Source organism: Xanthomonas sp. SI, assembly GCF_014236855.1.
Lineage (GTDB): Bacteria > Pseudomonadota > Gammaproteobacteria > Xanthomonadales > Xanthomonadaceae > Xanthomonas_A.
In genome coordinates this window covers 3042765-3060959 of the sequence record NZ_CP051261.1, presented here as the reverse complement: position 1 = coordinate 3060959, position 18195 = coordinate 3042765, and the positions used below count along the sequence as shown (strand labels likewise).

Here is an 18195-nt window from a genome sequence, read left to right as displayed (position 1 = left end):
TGCCGGAGCGCGCGGGTCCGCCGCGTCGCGTACGGGGTTCGGCAGCGCAAACCGCCGCGCACGAAAAAGGGCAGCCTAGGCTGCCCTTTTTCGTGGTCTAGGCGAGGCGTTCAGAGCGCTTCGATGATGCCCGCCGCACCCATGCCGGTGCCGATGCACATGGTGACCATGCCGTACTTCTGCTGGCGGCGGCGCAGGCCGTGCACCAGCGTGGCGGTGCGGATCGCGCCGGTGGCGCCGAGCGGATGGCCGAGCGCGATCGCGCCGCCGAGCGGATTGACCTTGGACGGATCCAGGCCGCTGTCGCGGATCACCGCCAGCGACTGCGCGGCGAAGGCTTCGTTGAGTTCGATCCAGTCGATCTGGTCCTTGCTCAGCCCGGCCTGCTTGAGTGCCTTGGGGATCGCCGCGATCGGGCCGATGCCCATCACTTCCGGGCGCACGCCGGCGACCGAGAAGCTGACGAAGCGGGCGAGGGGAGTCAACCCGTAGTCCTTGATCGCCTGCTCGGAGGCCAGCAGCACCGCGCCGGCGCCGTCGCTCATCTGCGAGGAGTTGCCGGCAGTCACGCTGCCGCCGAACTGGCCGTTGCGGAACACCGGGCGCAGCTTGGCCAGGCCTTCGATCGAGCTGTCCGGGCGCGGGCCTTCGTCGGTGTCGACCAGGCGCTTGCGCAGCGCGATGACGTTGCCGGCCAGGTCGGGCTGGTGCGACAGGATTTCGTACGGGGTGATCTCGTCGCGGAATTCGCCGGCGGCGATCGCGGCGATGGCCTTCTGGTGCGAGGCGAGCGCGAACGCGTCCTGGTCCTCGCGCGACACCTTCCACTCTTCGGCCACCTTCTCGGCGGTGATGCCCATGCCGTAGGCGATGGCGACGTGATCGTCGGCGAACACGCTCGGCGACAGCGCGACCTTGTTGCCCATCATCGGCACCATCGACATCGACTCGGTGCCGCCGGCCAGCATCAGGTCGGCGTTGCCCAGGCGGATCTGGTCCGCGGCCAATGCCACGGCCTGGATGCCGGAAGAGCAGAAGCGGTTGATGGTCTGCCCGGCGACCGAATTCGGCAGCCCGGCCAGCAGCACGCCGATGCGCGCCACATTCATGCCTTGCTCGCCCTCGGGCATCGCGCAGCCGATGATCGCATCGTCGATGCGCGAGAGATCGATGCCCGGCGCCTGCGCGACCACCGCGCGCAGCACGTGCGCCAGCATGTCGTCCGGACGGGTATTGCGGAACACGCCCTTGGGCGCCTTGCCGACCGGGGTACGGGTGGCGGCGACGATGTAGGCTTCCTGGATCTGTTTGCTCATGGCTTTCTCCGAAAGCCGGGATTGGGGATTCGGGATTGGGGATTCGTCAAAGCGAATCCCGGTGCCCCGAATGTACTTATGCCCGGCGGATGAATTGTTGGAGGGAATCGTTGGAGGATAGGGAGCCGCGGTTGCGAATCCCCAATCCCCAATCCCGAATCTCAGTTCCTCAACGGCTTACCCGTCTTGAGCATGTGCCCAATCCGCGCCTGGGTCTTTTCCTGCTGTGCCAGTTCGACGAAGTGCTTGCGCTCGAGCTTGAGCAGCCATTCCTCGTCCACCAGCGCGCCGCGATCGACTTCGCCGCCGCACAGCACGGTGGCGATGCGGGTGGCGATCTCGTAGTCGTACTCGCTGATGAAGCGGCCTTCCAGCATGTTGACCAGCAGCATCTTGAAGGTGGCGATGCCGACGTCGCCGGCGACCTGGATGCGGCGTGCCGGCAGCGGCGGGCGGTAGCCGCTGTCGGCCAGCGCGCGCGCTTCGGCCTTGGCGATGTACAGCGCCTCGTAGCTGTTGAACACGACCTTGTCGGTGCCGCGCAGCAGGCCCAGTTCCTTGGCGTTGACCGCCGAGGTGGAGACCTTGGCCATCGCCACGGTCTCGAAGGTCTTCTTCAGTTCGGCGAACACGTCGCCGCCCGGACCGGCCGCCTGCGAGGCGCGCACCGCGATCTCCTTCAGGCCGCCGCCGGCCGGCAGCAGGCCGACGCCGGCCTCGACCAGACCGATGTAGCTCTCCAGCGCCGCCACGGTCTTGGCGCTGTGCATCTGGAATTCGCAGCCGCCGCCCAGGGCCAGGCCGCGCACTGCCGCGACCACCGGCACCAGCGAGTACTTGATGCGCTGGCTGGTGGCCTGGAAGTTGGCGACCATCGCTTCGAACGCATCGACCTTGCCCGCCTGCAGCAGGCCCAGCGCGCCAGCCAGATCGGCACCGGCGGAGAAGGGTTCCTTGTGCTGCCAGAGCACCAGGCCCTTGAAGTCCTTCTCGGCGCGGCCGACCGCTTCCTGCAGGCCGTCCAGCACCTGGTCGGACACGGTGTTCATCTTGGTCTTGAAGCTGACCACGGCGATGTCGTCGCCGTCGTGCCACAGGCGCAGGCCGTCGTTTTCGAACACGGTCTCGCCCGGTGCGAACTTCTCGCCGAGCAGCGGATCGGGGAAGCGCTGGCGCTGGTACACCGGCAGCGCCGAGCGCGGCAGCTTGGCGTTGCGCGCCGGGCTGTAGCTGCCTTCGGCGGCATGCACGCCGTCGCGGCCGTCGAACACCCAGTCCGGCAGCGGCGCGCTGGACATGGCCTTGCCGGCCACGATGTCGTCGGCGATCCACTGCGCCACCTGCTTCCAGCCGGCGGCCTGCCAGGTCTCGAACGGGCCCAGCGACCAGCCGTAGCCCCAGCGGATCGCCAGGTCCACGTCGCGCGCGGTTTCGGCGATGTCGGCCAGGTGGTAGGCGCTGTAGTGGAACAGGTCGCGGAACGTCGCCCACAGGAACTGCGCCTGCGGGTGCTGGCTCTCGCGCAGCTTGGCGAACTTCTCCGCCGGGTTCTTGATCTTCAGGATCTCGACCACTTCCGGCGCCGCGCTGCGGTCGGCCGGGCGGTAGTCCTGCTTCTGCAGGTCCAGCACCACGATGTCCTTGCCGACCTTGCGGAAGATGCCGGCGCCAACCTTCTGGCCCAGCGCGCCCTTGGCGATCAGCGCGTCCAGCCACTTCGGCGAGGCGAAGTACTGGTGCCACGGATCGTCGGGCAGGGTGTCGGCCATGGTCTTGATGACGTGGGCCATGGTGTCAAGGCCGACCACGTCGGAGGTGCGGTAGGTCGCCGACTTCGGCCGCCCGACCAGCGGGCCGGTCAGCGCGTCCACTTCGTCGAAGCCCAGGCCGGACTGCGCGGTGTGGTGGATGGTGGACAGGATCGAGAACACGCCGATGCGGTTGCCGATGAAGTTCGGGGTGTCCTTGGCGTAGACCACGCCCTTGCCCAGGGTGGTGACCAGGAACGCTTCCAGGCCTTCCAGCACCGCCGCATCGGTGCCCTTGGCCGGGATCAGCTCGGCCAGGTGCATGTAGCGCGGCGGGTTGAAGAAATGCACGCCGCAGAAGCGGTGGCGCAGCTGCTCGGGCAGCACGTCGGACAGCGCATTGATGCCCAGGCCGGAGGTGTTGGAGGCCAGCACCGCGTGATCGGCCACGAACGGGGCGATCTTCTTGTACAGGTCCTGTTTCCAGTCCATGCGCTCGGCGATGGCTTCGATGATCAGGTCGCAGCCGCGCAGCTGCTCCAGGCCCGATTCGTAGTTGGCCGGGGTGATCGCCTCGGCCAGCGTGGCGCTGGCGAGCGGGGCGGGGCTCAGCTTGGTCAGGTTGGCGATGGCCTTGAGCACGATGCCGTCGGGATGGCCGTCCTTGGCGGGAAGGTCGAACAGGACGGTGTCGACGCCGGCGTTGGTCAGGTGCGCAGCGATCTGCGCGCCCATCACGCCCGCGCCCAGGACGGCGGCACGGCGGACTAGCAGGGGGTTGGACATAGCGATCAGCCTCTGTGGGTCAACGATTGCGGGATATGGACAGAACGGTTCTTGCGCAATTACGGCGCGGAGCGGGCCAGGAAGCCCGCCTCGGCGAAACGGATGAGCTCGCGCGCGGCGTGGGCGCGATGCGCGCCTTCGCTGACGCCGGCGGGGCGCTTGATCAGGCCGAAGTCGGCCATGGCATAGGTCAGGGCGCCGGCCAGGAAGTCCAGGCGCCAGTACAGTTCTTCCTTGCTCAGCTCGGGCACGCAGACGGCGATGGCCTTGCCGAACTCGCGCAGCACGTGGCCGTAGTGGTCGGACAGGAACTGACGCAGGCTGTCGTTCTTCTCGGCATAGGCACGGGCGATCACGCGCACGAAGGCGCCGCCGCTCTGACGGTCCTGGGCCATCGCCAGTGCCGGCTCCACGAACGCCGCCAGCACCGGGCCGAGCTGGCCGGGATGCTGGCGTTGCGCGGCTTCCAGTTGCGACAGGCGCGCGGCGGTCATCTCGTCCATGCGCCGCCGGAACACCTCGTTGACCAGATTTTCCTTGGAGCCGAAGTGGTAGTTCACCGCGGCGATGTTGACGTCGGCCTGGCTGGTGACCTGGCGCAACGACGTGCCGGAAAAGCCGTGCTGGGCGAACAGTTCCTCGGCCGCGCTGAGGATGCGGTCCTTGGTCGAGAAGTGCGCTTGCTTTGCCATGCGGCCGCCAGAATCAATCAAACGATTGTTTGAGTCTAGGCCTGGCGCTCGGGCGCGTCATGTTGCAATGCAGCATGATTCAGCCGGCGGCCGTGCAAAGCCCGCTGCGATTGGATAGAATTGTCCATCGCAATTCTGGCTAAGCCCGCGTTTTGACGCGGGTTTTTTTCATGCTAACCTCGGGCCATCTAGTCTAGTGGCCCGCCCAACGGAGAAATTCCCATGGCGCTGGAGCGCACCCTGTCCATCATCAAGCCCGATGCCGTCGCCAAGAACGTCATCGGCGAGATCTATTCGCGTTTCGAGAAGGCCGGCCTGAAGGTCGTGGCCGCCAAGTACAAGCAGCTGTCGCGCCGCGAGGCCGAGGGCTTCTACGCCGTGCACCGCGAGCGTCCGTTCTTCAACGCGCTGGTCGAGTTCATGATCTCCGGCCCGGTGATGATCCAGGCGCTGGAAGGCGAGAACGCCGTGGCCGCGCACCGCGACCTGCTCGGCGCCACCAACCCGAAGGACGCCGCGCCGGGCACCATCCGCGCCGATTTCGCCGACTCGATCGACGCCAACGCCGCGCACGGTTCCGACTCGGTCGAGAACGCCGCCAACGAAGTGGCGTATTTCTTCGCCGCCACCGAAGTGGTTTCGCGCTAAGAGGTCATCGTGAACGAGGTCGTCCACACTCCGTTGGCGCTCGCCGATCCGATCCGGACCGGCGGCGCGACCAAGCAGAATCTGCTCGACCTCGATCGCGAGGGCCTGGAGCGTTTCTTCGCCGACACGCTCGGCGAAGCGCGCTACCGCGCCCACCAGGTGATGAAGTGGATTCACCATCGCTACGTCACCGACTTCGACCTGATGACCGACCTCGGCAAGGCGCTGCGCGCCAAGCTGCAGCAGCATGCCGAGGTCGTCGTCCCCAACATCGTGTTCGACAAGCCTTCCACCGACGGCACCCACAAGTGGCTGCTGGCCATGGGCACCGACGGCAAGAACGCGATCGAGACCGTGTACATCCCCGACAAGAGCCGCGGCACGCTGTGCGTGTCCTCGCAGGTCGGCTGCGCGCTCAATTGCACGTTCTGCTCCACTGCCACCCAGGGCTTCAACCGCAACCTGTCCACCGCCGAGATCATCGGCCAGGTGTGGGTGGCGGCGCGGCACCTGGGCAACGTGCCGCACCAGCAGCGCCGTCTCACCAATGTGGTGATGATGGGCATGGGCGAGCCGCTGATGAATTTCGACAACGTCGTGCGCGCGATGAGCGTGATGCGCGACGACCTGGGCTACGGCCTGGCCAACAAGCGGGTCACGCTGTCGACCTCCGGCCTGGTGCCGATGATCGATCGCCTGTCCACCGAGAGCGACGTGTCGCTGGCGGTCTCGCTGCATGCGGCCGACGACGCGCTGCGCGAGACGCTGGTGCCGCTGAACAAGAAATACCCGGTCGCCGAGCTGATGGCCGCGTGCGCGCGCTACCTGCGCGCCAACAAGCGCCGCGAGTCGGTGACCTTCGAATACACGCTGATGAAGGGCATCAACGACCAGCCCGAACATGCGCGGCAGCTGGCGCGGCTGATGCGCCAGTTCGACAACGCGGTGCAGGCCTCGAACGCCGGCAAGGTCAATCTGATCCCGTTCAATCCGTTCCCGGGCACGCGCTACGAGCGCTCCGGCGAAACGGAAATCCGCGCGTTCCAGAAGATTCTGCTCGATGCGCAAGTGCTGACCATGGTGCGGCGCACGCGCGGCGACGACATCGACGCGGCCTGCGGCCAGCTCAAGGGGCAGGTGCTGGATCGCACCCGGCGCCAGGCCGACTTCCAGCGCCAGTTGCAGACCCAGGCGGACCGGGATGCCGCGGCCTAAGCATTTTCTTTCCATCGTTGCGTTGGCTGCGGCACTGCTGGCGTTGTCGGCGTGCGCCGGGCACGGCACCACGCCGGGCAAGCTGCGCAACGTCGAGCAGGTGGCACCGGAATACGACTTCCGCGACAGCGGCGAGGTCAAGGCGCGCTACGCGCTGCAGGAACAACTTGGCCTGGCCGGCAACCGGCTCAGCGGCGGCGATCTTGCCGGCGCCGAGGAACATGCGCGCAAGGCGCTGGCGCTTGCTCCGGATTCGGTGCAGGCGCACACGCTGCTGGCGGTGGCCGCTGGCCGCCGTGGCGATACGGCCACGGCCGGCGAGCATTACCGCAAGGCCGCCGAACTGGCGCCGAACCGCGGCGAGTCCTTGAACAACTACGGCGCCTGGCTGTGCGCGAACGGTGCCGCCGCCGACGCGCTGCAGTGGTTCGATCGCGCGCTGCAAGCGCCGGGCTACGCCACGCCGGCGTCGGCCCTGGCCAATGCCGGCGGTTGCGCGTTGCAGATCGGCCAGCGCGAGCGCGGCGTACGCGACCTGCGCAAGGCGCTGGCGCTGGAGCCGGGCAATGCCTACGCGCTGGAAGCGATGGCGCGCGACGAAGCGGCGCAGGCGCGCTTTTTCGAGGCGCGGGCCTTCTCGGAACGGCGTCTGGCGGCTGCGCCGGCCACGGTATCCGTGTTACAACTTGCTATTCAGATTGAACAAGGGCTGGGCGACATGGCTGCTGCCGGCCGTTACCAACAGCGGTTGCGCAAGGAGTTTCCCGATGCCGCGACCACGACTCCCGGGGCTAGTGCATTGTGATCAGTGATTCCAATCCGAACGCTTTCGACGGCGCCAAAGGTTGCGGGCAACAGCTCCGCGAAGCGCGCGAAGCGGCGGGCCTGAGCATCGACGAGGTCGGTGGCCGCTTGCGCATGCCGGTGCGCGTGATCAGCGCGCTGGAAGCGGAGCAGTGGCATAGCCTCGGCGCGCCGGTGTTCGTGCGCGGACAGCTGCGCAGCTACGCGCGCCTGCTCGGGGTGGACCTGGGGCCACTGCTGGAGAGCGCGCAGATCGCGCCGGTGCAGCCGGTGGAGCTGATCAGCCATACGCATACCCCGCCGCTGCGGCGGATGCTCGAGAGCGCGACCCGGCGCATGGTGTACGTGGTGATCACCGCCGGACTGGCAGTGCCGGTCTGGTACGCCACCCGCACCCATTTCGCCGACGACGGCCCGAGCACCGCGTCGCTGGACGTGGTGCCGGCGACTCCGGGCGACGCCGCGCAGCCCGCGACGGCCGGCGCCGGCGGCACCCCGGCCCCGGTCGCCGCGTCGGGCAATCGCCCCGCGCCGCCTGCGGCGCCGTACATCGCCTCGCTGACGCCGCTGCCGCGCGCCTCCAGCGAGGCGGAAAAGCCCGGCCTGAGCCTGTCGTTCCAGGGCGACAGCTGGGTGCAGATCATCGCCCCGGACGGCACGCCGCTGGAAAAGGCGCTGCTGAAAGCCGGCGAAAAGCGCGACTACGCGCCGGGTCAAGTGGGCCGCATCGTGCTCGGCAATGCGTCGGCGGTCCAGGTTCAGCAATCCGGTAGTACCGTGGATCTGACTCCGTACAAGCGCGCGAACGTGGCCCGCTTTGCGGTATCCTCTGACGGTTCCGTGGTGCCAGCGTCCGAGTGACGGCGGCGCGGTTCCTCAATCTCAACATTCCATGTCCCGTCGTTGCGGCGGGGCGAGAGTACGCATGGCGATCGACGACCTGCTCGACGAGCACGAACAAAGCGAACGCGTCCGCACTTGGCTCAGGAAAAACGGCGCCGGCCTGATCGGCGGCATTGCCCTGGGCATCGGCGCGATCATTGGCTGGCAGTGGTGGACCAAGCAGCATTCCAACGATCTGGCGCTGGCCAATTCCCACTACGACGCCGTGCTCAAGAGCATCCAGGCCAAGCAACTGGACAAGGCCAGCAAGGACATGGCGGCGCTGCAGCAGGGCCCGGCCAACATCTATGCCGAACTGGCCGCGCTGCGCCTGGCCAAGGCGCAAGCTGACGACGACAAGTACGACCAGGCCCTGGCGACGCTGCGCGGCCTCAAGGCCGAGGGCGAGCTGAAACTGCTGATCGACCAGCGCGTGGCGCGGTTGCTGATCCAGACCGGCAAGAGCGACGAAGCGCTGAAGCTGCTGGCCTCGGCCGACGACAACCAGAGCCTGGAGATCCGTGGCGATGCGCTGATCGCGCAGGGCAAGCGCGATGCGGCACGCGAAGCGTATGCCAAGTCGTTGACCACCCTGGACGTGGCGGCGCCGCAACGGCGACTGCTGGAAACGAAGTTGATGGATGCGGGCGGCACCGTGCCGAATCCTGCGGAGCCGATCTGATGAAGGTAGTCATGTTCAAGCGCATCGCGACCATCGCGCTGCTGGGTCTGGCGCTGTCCGGTTGCAGCACGGTCAAGGGCTGGTTCGCGGGCAAGGACGCGGCCGCCAAGAAGGCCGCCGAGCCGGCCGAGCTGGTCGATTTCAAGCCGTCGGTGAAGATCGTCAAGCTGTGGTCCACCGATGCCGGCAAGGGCGAGAAGCGGATCGGCGTGCGCCAGCATCCGGCCGTGGCCGACGGCAAGGTGTACCTGGCCGCGGCCTCCGGTTCGGTCTACGCGCTGGACCTGCAGACCGGCAAGACGCTGTGGGAATACGACGCCAAGAAGGCGCGCAAGGAGCGCCTGTCGCAGGTGCAGGAGCAGCCGGAGAGCCAGGTTGAGGGCGAGTCCAGCAAGGGCCTGTCCAAGGACGAGCGCGCCGCCTACAAGCAGCGCCTGCGCAACGAGAAGCAGCAGGCCAAGGAGCGCAAGCGGCTGGAGAAGAACCGTCCGCTGCCGCGCTTCGCCGGCGGTCCTGGCGTAGGCGAGGGCTTGGTCGTCGTCGGTGGCCTGAATGGCGAAGTGATCGCGCTCGACGCCGCCAGCGGCACCGAGAAGTGGCGTGCCAAGGTGCCCAACGAAGTGATCGCCGCGCCGGTGGTCTCGCAGAACATGGTGTTCGTGCGCAGCAACGACGGCCACGTCACAGCATTCGATGCGGGCACCGGGCAGCAGCGTTGGTTCCATGTGCAGGAACTGCCGACCCTGACCGTGCGCGGCAACGCGCCGGTGGTGGCCGGCCCGGGCGTGCTGTTCATCGGCAACGACGACGGCACCCTGGCGGCGCTGGCGATGCAGGACGGGCGTGTGCTGTGGGAGCAGACCATCGGCGTGCCGGAAGGCCGCACCGAACTGGAGCGCATGTCCGACGTGGACGGCGCACCGGTGCTCGACGGCACCACCGTGTACGCGACCAGCTTCAAGAATCAGACCGTGGCGCTGGAAGGCCCGAGCGGGCGTCCGCTGTGGACCCGCGATCATGGCGGCGCCGGCGGTGTCGCGGTCAATTCCGGCAGCGTGGTGGTGGCCGACAATGCCGGCTCGGTGTGGGCGCTGGACAAGGCCTCCGGCTCGGCGACCTGGTCGCAGCCGGCGCTGGCGCGGCGTTCGTTGACCGGCGTGGCGATCCAGGGCGACTACGCCGTGGTCGGCGACTACAAGGGTTATCTGCATTGGTTGAAGCTCGACAACGGCGAGATCGCCGCACGCGAGCGAGTGGGACGCAAGGCGCTGGTAGCGCAGCCGGTGGTAGCCGATGGCATCCTGCTGGTCCAGAACACGAAAGGCGACCTGACCGCGTTCCGGTTGGGTCAATAAAGGAAGGGAATTCGCGATGCTGCCGCTGGTCGCCCTGGTTGGACGGCCGAATGTCGGCAAGTCCACGCTATTCAATGCGCTCACGCGCAGCCGCGACGCGCTGGTCCATGACCAGCCCGGCGTCACCCGCGATCGCAACTATGGGGTCTGCCGGCTGGAGCCGGACACCCCGTTCGTGATCGTCGACACCGGCGGCATTTCCGGCGAGGAAGAAGGCCTGGCCGGCGCGACCGCCGACCAAGCGCGCTCCGCTGCCGGCGAAGCCGATCTGGTGCTGTTCGTGGTCGATGGCCGCGAGGGGTCCTCGTCGCTCGACGACGAGATCCTGGCCTGGCTGCGCAAGCTGGCGCGGCCGACGCTGCTGCTGATCAACAAGATCGACGGTACCGACGAAGACCAGGTGCGCGCCGAGTTCGCGCGCTATGGCCTGGGCGAGGCCATCGCGGTGTCCGCGGCGCATCGCCACGGCATCGACGACCTGCTCGAGGAAGTGCTGTCGCGCTTGCCGGAAGAGGGCGCCGGCGAGACGCTGGACACCGATCCCAAGCGCATGCGCATCGCCTTCGTCGGCCGGCCCAACGTCGGCAAGTCGACGCTGGTCAACCGCTTGCTCGGCGAGGAGCGGATGATCGCCTCCGAAGTGCCGGGCACCACCCGCGATTCGATCGCGGTCGATCTGCAGCGCGAAGACCGCCTGTACCGGCTGATCGACACTGCCGGCCTGCGCCGTCGCGGCCGGGTCGAGGAGGCGGTGGAGAAGTTCAGCGTGTTCAAGACGCTGCAGGCGATCGAGCAATGCGAGGTCGCGGTGCTGCTGCTCGACGCCACCGAAGGCGTCACCGACCAGGACGCCAGCGTGCTCGGCGCGATCCTGGACGCCGGCCGCGCGCTGGTGGTGGCGGTCAACAAGTGGGACGGGCTGACCGACTACCAGCGCGAGCAGGCCGAGGCGCTGCTGTCGCGCAAGCTCGGCTTCGTGCCGTGGGCCGAAGCGGTGCGGATCTCGGCCAAGCACGGCTCCGGCCTGCGCGAGTTGTTCCGCTCGATCCACAGCGCGCATGCCTCGGCGATCCGCGAATTCAGCACCAGCGAAGTCAACCAGGCGCTGGAAGTGGCCTACGAGACCAATCCGCCGCCGAGCATCCGCGGCCACGTCTCCAAGCTGCGCTACGTGCATCCGGGCGGCAGCAATCCGCCGACCTTCATCGTCCACGGCACGCGCCTGAAGGTGCTGCCGGAGTCGTACAAGCGCTATCTGGAGAACTTCTTCCGCAAGCGCTTCAAGCTGGTCGGCACGCCGGTGCGCTTCATGTTCCGCGAAGGCGCCAATCCGTACGAAGGCAAGAAGAACGTGCTGACCGAGCGCCAGATCGCCAAGAAGCGGCGCTTGATGAAACACGTCCGCGGCAAGTAGCCGATGGACGCGCGGCGCGAGGTCACGCTGGGCATCCTCGCCGGCGGCCGCGCGCAACGCCTGGGCGGCTGCGACAAGGCCTGGCTGCAACGCGACGGGCAAGCGCTGGTGCAGCGCCTGGCGCAGGCCTTGGCGCCCGCCGTCGCCGCGGTGCTGGTCAGCGCCAACCGCGACCTGCCGCGCTACGCCGCCGCCGGACTGCACGCGCTGCCCGACCGGATTGCCGCGCCGCCTGGCGCCGAACGCTCGCTGGGGCCGATCGCCGGCCTGGACGCGCTGGCCGCGGCCTGCGCCACGCCGTGGCTGCTGACCCTGCCGGTGGACCTGTGCCGGCTTCCGCCTGCGCTGCTGGACAGGTTGATCGACGCCGGTGGCGATCGCGATGGCGCCTATGCCGAGGACGACGACGGCCTGCAGCCGCTGGTGGCGCTGTACCGCGTCGCCAGCTTGCGTCCCGCGCTGGCCGCGGCGCTGGAGGCCGGACGCTACGCGCCGCGCGCCTTGCAGCGGCAGTTGGCGCTGGCCTGCGTGCCGCTGCCCGGGCTGACCCTGGGCAACCTCAACACGCCGCAGGACCTGCGCGCAGCGGGTATCCTGCCGGCGCCATGAACGACTATCCCTCCCGTATTGCCTATTCCGAGGCGCTGGCCATCGTCGCCGCCGTCGCCCTGTCGCGCCCGTTGCCGGCCGAACGCCTGGCGTTGCCGCGCGCCGACGGCCGCATCCTGCTCGAACCGCTGGACGCGCCGATCGACCTGCCGCCGTTCGCCAACAGCGCGATGGACGGCTTCGCGCTGCGCCACGCCGATCTGAACCCCGATGCGCCGACCATGCTGCGCCTGGCCGGCGAGCAGTTCGCCGGCGAGGACCTGCGGCAGGCGATCGGCGTCGGTGAATGCCTACGCATCACCACCGGTGCGCCGCTGCCGGCGGGTGCCGATACGGTGGTGATCAAGGAAAACGTCATCGAGCGCGACGGCCAGGTACAGGTGCCGGCCGCGCCGGTCGCCGGTGCGCACGTGCGTGCGCGCGGCGAGGACGTGCGCGCCGGCGAGCGCGTGCTCGAAGCGGGCGTGGCGTTGACGCCGTCACGGATCGGCCTGGCCGCCGCGCTCGGCGTGGCGCAGGTGGCGGTGGCATCGCGACCCACCGTGGCGGTGTTCGCCACCGGCGACGAGCTGGTCGAGCCGGGCATGCCGCTCAAGCCCGGGCAGATCTACAACAGCAATCGCGACATGCTGATGGCGCAGCTGCGCCTGCTCGGCCTGGAGCCGACCGCGTGGCCGACGCTGCCCGACGATCCGCTGCGGATCGACAGCATGCTCAGCGATGCGGCCTCGGCGTTCGATGTGGTACTGACCTGCGGCGGCGTCTCCGCCGGCGAGAAGGACTACCTGCCGCGGCTGCTGGCCGAGCGCGGCCGCATCCATTTCTGGAAGGTGCGCATGCGCCCGGGCATGCCGCTGCTGTTCGGCGAACTGGACCGCGCCCTGTTCCTGGGCCTGCCGGGCAATCCCGTGTCGGTGCTGGCCACGTTCATGGCGATCGGACGGCCGCTGCTGGACGCGCTGCAGCAGCGCGCCGAGCCACGCCCGCAATGGCGCGCGCGGCTGGCCTCGGGTTGGGACAAGCGCCACGACCGCCTGGAGTTCCTGCGCGGGCGCATGCGCTGCGACGCGCACGGACAGCTGTGGGTGGAGCCGAACCCGGCCGACGGTTCGCACCGCCTGCGCGGCGCCGCCGACAGCGACGTGCTGCTGCGCCTGGACGAGGGCGCGCGCCGTTTCGATGCAGGCGAGGTGGTCGAGGTGTTTCCGTACTGAGCCGCGCGTGTGCGTTTCTTGGCGAAGGACGCACCACGGGTTTGCGCCGATAATGCACGCATGAGCATTCGAGAACTGACTCCGCAGCAGGCCCGCGCGCGCATCGCTCAGGGCGCGCGGTTGATCGATGTGCGCGAGGAGCACGAGCGCGCCGCCGGCATGGCCGAGGGCGCGCTCGGTGTGGCCCGCGCGCAGCTGCAGGACGATCCGGCCACGCATCTTGGCGCGGCCGATGCCGAGACGATCCTGATCTGCCAGAGCGGCAAGCGCTCGCACGAGGCGGCGCTGTTCCTGCAGCAGGCAGGCTATTCCGCGGTCGCCTCGGTACTGGGCGGCACCACGCGCTGGCAGCGCGACGGACTGCCGCTGCAGCAGCCGGCGCTGGCGCCGGAGCAGCAGGATTTCTTCGAGCGCTATTCGCGCCATCTGCGCCTGCCCGAGGTCGGCGTCGACGGCCAGCGGCGGCTGCAGGCGTCGCGCGTGCTGCTGGTCGGCGCCGGCGGGCTGGGGTCGCCGGCGAGCTTCTACCTGGCCGCGGCCGGGGTCGGCCAGCTGCGCATCGCCGACGACGATATGGTCGATCGCAGCAACTTGCAGCGGCAGATCCTGCATACCGAAGCGCGGGTCGGGCAGCCCAAGGTGGCGTCGGCGGCCGCGGCGCTGGCCGCGCTGAATCCAGGCGTGCAGGTCGAGCCAATACGCGAACGGGTGACCTCGGCCAATGTCGAACGCCTGCTGCAGGACGTGGACGTGGTGCTCGACGGTTCGGACAATTTCCCGGCGCGCTATCTGCTCAACGACGCCTGCGTGAAGCTGGGCAAGCCGCTGGTGTACGGCGCGGTGCAGCGTTTCGAGGGCCAGGTCAGCGTGTTCGACGCCGGCCGCCGGCGCGGGCAGGCGCCGTGCTACCGCTGCCTGTTCCCGGAGCCGCCGCCGCCGGAGTTCGCGCCCAGTTGCGCCGAGGCCGGCGTGCTCGGCGTGCTGCCGGGCATCGTCGGCCTGCTGCAGGCCAACGAGGTGCTGAAACTGCTGCTGGAGATCGGCGAGCCGTTGCGCGGCCGCCTGCTGTATTTCGACGCGCTGGCGATGCGCTTCCGCGAAACCCGCCTGTCTGCCGATCCGCAATGCCCGGTATGCGCGCCCGGGCTCGCCTTTCCCGGCTATATCGACTACGCGAAGTTCTGCGGCGCAGAGCCATAAGCCCCTCTCCCCCCGGGAGAGGGGTTGGGGTGAGGGTACGGAGCGAAGCCCTCGCGCTGTTCGATCGCAGAGCTTCGCCCGTACCCTCATCCGCCCCTGCGGGGCACCTTCTCCCGCAGGGAGAAGGGAGAGTTGTCGGCATGCTGCAGGCCAATGAAGTGCTGAAGCTGCTGCTGGAGATCGGTGAGCCGTTGCGCGGCCGCCTGCTGTATTTCGACTCACTGGCATCGACTACGCAAAGTTCTGCGGCGCAGAGCCATAAGCCCCTCTCCCCTCGGGAGATGGGTTGGGGTGAGGGTCCGGAGCGAAGCTCTCGCGCTGTTCGATCGCGAGGCTTCGCCCGTCCCCTCATCCGCCCCTGCGGGGCACCTTCCCCCGAAAAGGGGGCCATGGTCCCGGTGGGAGAAGGGAAGGGCGATCGCCGCCGTCGTTGGCATCACGGTGCCCTCCATGGCCGTGATGCGTCACGCACTACGGCACGGCATGCACGCGCCGCAGTACTCCGCCCGCCATGCCGCATGCCAATGCATGGGGTCGCCGCGGCCTTGTGCGTAGAATCTGCGCATGACCAGTGCAGCCGACAGCAGTGAATTGATCAAGGTGGTGGCGTTGCTCGGCGCCGCGGTGGTGGCGGTGCCGGTGTTCCGCCGCCTGGGCCTGGGCTCGGTGCTCGGCTACCTGGCCGCGGGCCTGGCGATCGGGCCGTTCGGATTCGGCTGGTTCGCCGATCCGCAGGCGATCCTGCACGTGGCCGAGCTGGGCGTGGTGATGTTCCTGTTCGTGATCGGGCTGGAGATGCGGCCCTCGCACCTGTGGAGCCTGCGCAAGCAGATCTTCGGCCTGGGCACGGCGCAGATCGTGGTGTGCGCGACGGTGCTGACCGGGGTCGGGCTGGCGCTGGGACTGTCCTCGCCAGTGGCGTTCATCGCCGCGTCCGGCTTCGTGCTCACCTCCACCGCGGTGGTGATGCAATTGCTCGGCGAGCGCGGCGACATCGCCTTGCCGGCGGGGCAGAAGATCGTCGCGATCCTGTTGTTCGAGGACCTGCTGATCGTGCCGCTGCTGGCCGTGGTGGCGTGGATGGCGCCGGTGCCGGTTGCCGCCGATGCGCCTTCGCGCTGGATCGGCATCGGCGTCGGCGCGGCGGCGATCGTCGGCCTGCTGGTGGCCGGGCGCTGGCTGCTGAACCCGCTGTTCCGGTTGCTGGCCGCGGCCAAGGCACGCGAAGTGATGACCGCCGCTGCGCTGCTGGTCGTGCTGGGCGCTGCATTGCTGATGCAGCTCGGTGGGCTGTCGATGGCGATGGGCGCGTTCCTGGCCGGGGTGCTGCTGTCCGAATCCACCTTCCGCCATCAGATCGAAGCCGACATCGAGCCGTTCCGCGGCATCCTGCTGGGGCTGTTCTTCCTCGGCGTGGGCATGGCCCTGAACCTGGCGGTGGTGGCGGCGAACTGGACGCTGATCCTCAGCGGCGTGCTCGCGTTCATGGCGGCCAAGGCCGCGTGCATCTACCTGGTCGCGCGGCTCACCGGCAGCGGCCACGCGCAGGCGCTGGACCGCGGCGTGCTGATGGCGCAGGGCGGCGAGTTCGCGTTCGTGCTGTTCGCCGCCGCGGGCGCGGCCGGGGTCATCGACGCGCAGGTCAACGCCAACCTGACCGCGATCGTGGTGCTGTCGATGGCGCTGACCCCGCTGTTCGTGCTGCTGTACCGGCGCTGGGCGCCGGTGGAAGCACCGTCGCTGGACGGCGTGGAGGCCGCCGACGGGCTCACCGGCAGCGTGCTGATCATCGGCTTCGGCCGCTTCGGCCAGGTCGCCAGCCAGTCGCTGCTGGCGCGCGACGTGGACGTGACCATCATCGACAACGACATCGAGATGATCCAGAGCGCGGCCGAGTTCGGCTTCAAGATCTACTACGGCGACGGCACCCGCCTGGACGTGCTGCACGCCTCCGGCGCGCACAGCGTGCGCGCCATCGCGGTGTGCATCGACAACCGCGAGGCGGCCAACCGCATCGTCGAGCTGGCCACGCAGGAATTCCCGCACGCCAAGCTGCTGGTGCGCTCCTACGACCGCGAGCATGCGCTGAAGCTGATCGCCGCCGGCGTGGACTACCAGATCCGCGAGACCTTCGAATCGGCGGTGGAATTCGGCCAGGCCGCGCTGATCGAGCTGGGCATGGCCGAGGACGAGGCCGCGAGCATCGCCCGCGAGATCCGCCGTCGCGACGCCGAGCGCCTGGAGCTGGAGATCGCCGCGGGCGATGTGCGCGCCGGCAGCGGCCTGATGTACGGCAACATCGCCCCGGCGGTACCCAAGCCGACCCCGTTCACCCCGCCGCGGCGCGAGAGCCGCACGCTCAATCCGGAAGCGGTGCCGGCGGCGGAGGCGGTGGACGAGCGTCGTAACGACTGAGGCGCCGCTGATCTGTAGGAGCGGCTCTACGTGGCCTCGGGCCATCAGCCGCGACCTGATCTCTCCGGAAATGTTCCTGTCGCGGCTGAAGCCGCTCCTACAGTGTCCCCGCGGACTGCGAATGTCCGAGTTGAAGCGCTTCAGCGCAAAAACGCCCGCAACGCCTGCGCATAACGTGGGTCGGCGCTGATGTCGTCGTGGCCGGCGCGGGGCATCGCGACCACGGTGGGCGCCTGCGCCAGAGAATCGAGCAGCCGTTGCGTGCTCGCCGCCGGCACCACCTGGTCGCGGCCGGCACGGAGCACCAGCAACGGTCCGCGATAAGCGCGCAGCGCGCTGGCCGAGTCGTAGCGGTCGCGCAGTAGCCAGTGCACCGGCGCCCACGGGTAATGCGCCTGCGCGGCCGAGGCCAGGCTGTCGAACGGAGTCACCAGCACCAGCCGCGCCAGCGGCCGCCGCGCCGCCAGTTGGCTGGCGACGCCACTGCCCAGGCTGCGCCCGAGCACGGCGATCTCGGCCTGCGGCTGCGTGGCACGGACATAGTCGTATAGCGCCAGCGCGTCGCCGATCAGCGCCGCCTCGTTCGGCGTGCCGTCGCTGGCGCCGTAGCCGCGGTAGGCCAGCAGGTACACGCTGTAGTCGGGCAGCAGCGGCGCCAGCTGCGCGCGCGCCTGGCGCAGGTCCTCGGCGTTGCCGCCGAAGTACAGCAACACCTTGTCGCGGCCGGGATTGACCCGCCAGCCGCGCAGGCGCAGCGCCGGGCTGCGCTGCAACGTGAAGTCGGTCTGCGCCGCTTCTACGCGGGTCGCCTGCGGGAAATACAGCAGTTCGCGCTGGCCCAGGTAGAGCAGGGCGCAGACCACCAGATAGGCGACGACCGCGATCGCCGCGACGATGCCCAGGTGACGCAGCATCTATCCGTGCCGGCGTTGCGCGTCGGCGAAGGCCGCCAGTTGTTCCGGCGTTGCGTCGGCCTGGAACTGTGCCTTCCAGTCGGCGAACGGCATGCCGTAGACGCGTTCGCGCGCCTGTTCCTTGCTCAGCGTTTCGCCTTCGGCGGCCGCCGCGTCGCGGTACCAGTCGGCCAGGCAGTTGCGGCAGAAGCCGGCCAGGATCATCAGATCGATGTTCTGCACGTCGCTGCGGTCCTGATTGAGATGCTGCAGCAGCCGCCGGAACGCGGCGGCTTCGATGCGGGTGGTGTCGGTCATGGCG

Annotated in this window: 16 protein-coding genes; 11 read left to right on the top strand and 5 right to left on the bottom strand. The window is 68.9% G+C overall.

The genetic code is table 11. The annotated features are described in order from the left end of the window. Positions 1-110: 110 nt before the first annotated feature. From HEP75_RS12760 to HEP75_RS12750, 3 genes are all read right to left on the bottom strand, one after another. Positions 111-1316, bottom strand: coding sequence for an acetyl-CoA C-acyltransferase (locus HEP75_RS12760; RefSeq protein WP_185816301.1), 1206 nt, complete (start codon positions 1314-1316; stop codon positions 111-113). A gap of 161 nt (positions 1317-1477) precedes the next feature. Continuing rightward, a complete protein-coding gene (locus tag HEP75_RS12755; RefSeq protein ID WP_185816302.1) occupies positions 1478-3850 on the bottom strand; it encodes a 3-hydroxyacyl-CoA dehydrogenase/enoyl-CoA hydratase family protein in 2373 nt (790 codons plus the stop codon). Between the two features lie 59 nt (positions 3851-3909). Continuing rightward, entirely contained in the window at positions 3910-4542 is a 633-nt protein-coding gene (locus tag HEP75_RS12750; RefSeq protein WP_185816303.1) for a TetR family transcriptional regulator, read from the bottom strand. Positions 4543-4764: 222 nt separating this feature from the next. Between HEP75_RS12750 and ndk the strand changes: the two genes are divergently transcribed. The 11 genes from ndk to HEP75_RS12695 all read left to right on the top strand — a co-directional run bounded on the left by ndk (position 4765) and on the right by HEP75_RS12695 (position 16980). Then, positions 4765-5190: a nucleoside-diphosphate kinase gene (gene ndk, locus HEP75_RS12745; RefSeq protein ID WP_002812972.1), complete on the top strand. Its 426-nt coding sequence runs from the start codon at positions 4765-4767 to the stop codon at positions 5188-5190. Positions 5191-5223: 33 nt separating this feature from the next. Then, on the top strand, positions 5224-6405 hold the full coding sequence (gene rlmN / locus HEP75_RS12740; RefSeq protein WP_185826593.1) for a 23S rRNA (adenine(2503)-C(2))-methyltransferase RlmN: 1182 nt from the start codon (positions 5224-5226) through the stop codon (positions 6403-6405). After that, positions 6392-7210 (top strand): type IV pilus biogenesis/stability protein PilW, encoded by an 819-nt coding sequence (locus HEP75_RS12735; RefSeq protein ID WP_255423851.1) that lies wholly within the window; start codon positions 6392-6394, stop codon positions 7208-7210. The genes rlmN and HEP75_RS12735 overlap by 14 nt, the downstream gene beginning before the upstream one ends. Further along, complete coding sequence (locus tag HEP75_RS12730) at positions 7207-8070, top strand: RodZ domain-containing protein (protein WP_185823778.1); 864 nt, start codon at positions 7207-7209, stop codon at positions 8068-8070. Before HEP75_RS12735 ends, HEP75_RS12730 begins: the two co-directional genes overlap by 4 nt. A 64-nt stretch (positions 8071-8134) precedes the next feature. Further along, entirely contained in the window at positions 8135-8773 is a 639-nt protein-coding gene (locus tag HEP75_RS12725) for a tetratricopeptide repeat protein (protein WP_185816305.1), read from the top strand. Continuing rightward, positions 8770-10128, top strand: coding sequence for an outer membrane protein assembly factor BamB (gene bamB / locus HEP75_RS12720; RefSeq protein ID WP_185826592.1), 1359 nt, complete (start codon positions 8770-8772; stop codon positions 10126-10128). The genes HEP75_RS12725 and bamB overlap by 4 nt, the downstream gene beginning before the upstream one ends. A 16-nt stretch (positions 10129-10144) precedes the next feature. Further along, positions 10145-11542: a ribosome biogenesis GTPase Der gene (der, locus tag HEP75_RS12715; RefSeq protein ID WP_185816306.1), complete on the top strand. Its 1398-nt coding sequence runs from the start codon at positions 10145-10147 to the stop codon at positions 11540-11542. Positions 11543-11545: 3 nt separating this feature from the next. Next, the gene (locus HEP75_RS12710) at positions 11546-12151 is read left to right on the top strand and encodes an NTP transferase domain-containing protein (RefSeq protein ID WP_185823777.1); all 606 of its coding nucleotides are present in this window, start codon (positions 11546-11548) and stop codon (positions 12149-12151) included. Further along, positions 12148-13365, top strand: coding sequence for a gephyrin-like molybdotransferase Glp (gene glp / locus HEP75_RS12705; protein ID WP_185823776.1), 1218 nt, complete (start codon positions 12148-12150; stop codon positions 13363-13365). Before HEP75_RS12710 ends, glp begins: the two co-directional genes overlap by 4 nt. A 60-nt stretch (positions 13366-13425) precedes the next feature. Next, a complete protein-coding gene (gene moeB / locus HEP75_RS12700) occupies positions 13426-14565 on the top strand; it encodes a molybdopterin-synthase adenylyltransferase MoeB (protein WP_185823775.1) in 1140 nt (379 codons plus the stop codon). 564 nt (positions 14566-15129) lie between these two features. Beyond that, positions 15130-16980 (top strand): monovalent cation:proton antiporter-2 (CPA2) family protein, encoded by a 1851-nt coding sequence (locus tag HEP75_RS12695; protein ID WP_185823774.1) that lies wholly within the window; start codon positions 15130-15132, stop codon positions 16978-16980. 140 nt (positions 16981-17120) lie between these two features. Here HEP75_RS12695 and HEP75_RS12690 read toward each other — a convergent pair whose 3' ends face one another. Continuing rightward, on the bottom strand, positions 17121-17894 hold the full coding sequence (locus HEP75_RS12690; protein ID WP_185823773.1) for an alpha/beta fold hydrolase: 774 nt from the start codon (positions 17892-17894) through the stop codon (positions 17121-17123). Further along, entirely contained in the window at positions 17895-18191 is a 297-nt protein-coding gene (locus HEP75_RS12685) for a DUF1244 domain-containing protein (protein ID WP_185823772.1), read from the bottom strand. Between the last annotated feature and the right edge of the window lie 4 nt (positions 18192-18195).